Source organism: Acidovorax sp. HMWF029 (assembly GCF_003060895.1).
In the GTDB taxonomy this organism is placed as follows: Bacteria; Pseudomonadota; Gammaproteobacteria; order Burkholderiales; family Burkholderiaceae_C; genus Acidovorax.
Genome location: NZ_QAIH01000165.1, coordinates 4,192 through 5,745 on the forward strand (window position 1 = coordinate 4,192; position 1,554 = coordinate 5,745).

Genomic DNA, 1,554 nt, shown 5'->3' on the forward strand with positions numbered 1-1,554 from the left:
GCCCCCGAAGGCATCTACATTGCGCGGGCCCGCCATGTCGAGGCACTGCGCACCGTGTCGGCCCACCTGCAGGAGGCCGCCGACCAGCTGCAGGCCCAGGGACCGGCCCTCGATTTGCTGGCCGAGGAACTGCGCCTGGCCCAAAACGCCCTGAGCGCCATCACCGGCGAATTCAGCTCCGACGATCTGCTGGGCGTGATCTTCTCCAGCTTCTGCATCGGCAAGTAGGCGGTGCGCCCGGCCAGGGCGCCCGCGTCGCCGCTTGTCGCTTATGTTGTAAACGGACGTAAACAGCGCTTGTGTCCGATCTGTAACAACGGTACTTTCGACGCATCATGAATGCCCCAACCCCCGCTGCCATCAAGGTTGACCTCAAAGGTTTGCTGGACGCCATTGCGCAAGCCACCGCAGACGACAGCATGACCAACCCGCTCTCTCCCGCACAGTGGGAGGTGCTTTCGTCTTATCTGCTGCCCGTGGTTCTGCCGGCCGGGCAGGTGCTTTTCAGCCAGGGGGCCACGGACCGCACCCTGTATCTGGTGGAGAGCGGCAGCCTGAGCGTGCACTACCAGGACGAAAAAGAACGCCTGCGCCTGGCCATTGTGGGCGCCGGGTCGGTGGTGGGTGAAGGTGCGTTCTTTTCGCACCGCGCGCGCAGCGCTACCGTACAGGCCAGCGCGCCTTGCAAGCTCTGGAGCCTCACGGCCATCCGTTTCACCGAACTCACCAACCGCCAGCCCGCCATTGCCCTGGGTTTGGCGATGGCTGCTGGTGCGGTGCTGGCCAAGCGCCTGGGTAACCGCCGCCGCCGCGTTGCGGCGACCTGACAGACGCCCCGCAGACCCGGGATGGGGCGGCCTGTTCCGGGCTGTGCGAGGGGGGCGGCAAGTTACACTCGATTTGGATTTTGTCCAGGCACCATCCGAAGAAAGCAAGCCATGTCCCTGTTCAGCTGGTTCAGCCGTAAACCTGCCCCCCCCAAGCCCCGGCCAGCCGCAGAACCGTCGGGTCTGTTGAATGCCGACGCCACCGTGCCGCTCCACCCTGGTCGCATGGGCAAACCCCTGATTGAGCCCCCACCCCCCGAACACGCCGCCAACCGCAAGAACGAGCGCATGGAGCGCCGCGAGCTGCTCTACACCGTGGTGCGTGAGGCCATGGTGCGCGCCGGGGTGCTGTCGGCCAGCTACAAGTTCAAGGTGCTGTCGCTGGACCAGCGCGGCCGGCAGTTCCTGGTGATGATGGACTTGGCGCGCGAGTATGGCGGCGAGACGGTGCGCCTGTCCGAGATCGAGGCGCTGATCGCCCAGACAGCCAAGACCCGCTACGACATCCTGGTGACGGCCGTGTACTGGCGTATCAACGACCATGTGGCCGTGGGGATACCGCAAAAGGGCGTGGCTCCCCATGGGGCTGCACTGCCTGTGTCGGCGGCGCCTGTAGCCGTGGCACCGGTGCGCAAGCCGCCCGTGGCGGTGGCTGCAGCCCCGGTATTGGCGCCTGCAAACCCCATCTTCCCCACGGCCCCCGCTCCGACTCCGACTCCGACTCCGA

General features: G+C 66.2%; 1 protein-coding gene and 2 pseudogenes. All 3 read left to right on the forward strand.

What is annotated here, in order from left to right; translation table 11 throughout:
* A pseudogene (locus tag DBR12_RS22790) lies at window positions 1–228 on the forward strand (tRNA uridine-5-carboxymethylaminomethyl(34) synthesis GTPase MnmE); the annotation flags it as partial.
* A 107-nt stretch (window positions 229–335) separates the two neighbouring features.
* On the forward strand, window positions 336–827 hold the full coding sequence (locus tag DBR12_RS11520) for a Crp/Fnr family transcriptional regulator (protein ID WP_108617371.1): 492 nt from the start codon (window positions 336–338) through the stop codon (window positions 825–827).
* Between the two features lie 111 nt (window positions 828–938).
* A pseudogene (locus DBR12_RS22345) lies at window positions 939–1,554 on the forward strand (hypothetical protein); the annotation flags it as partial.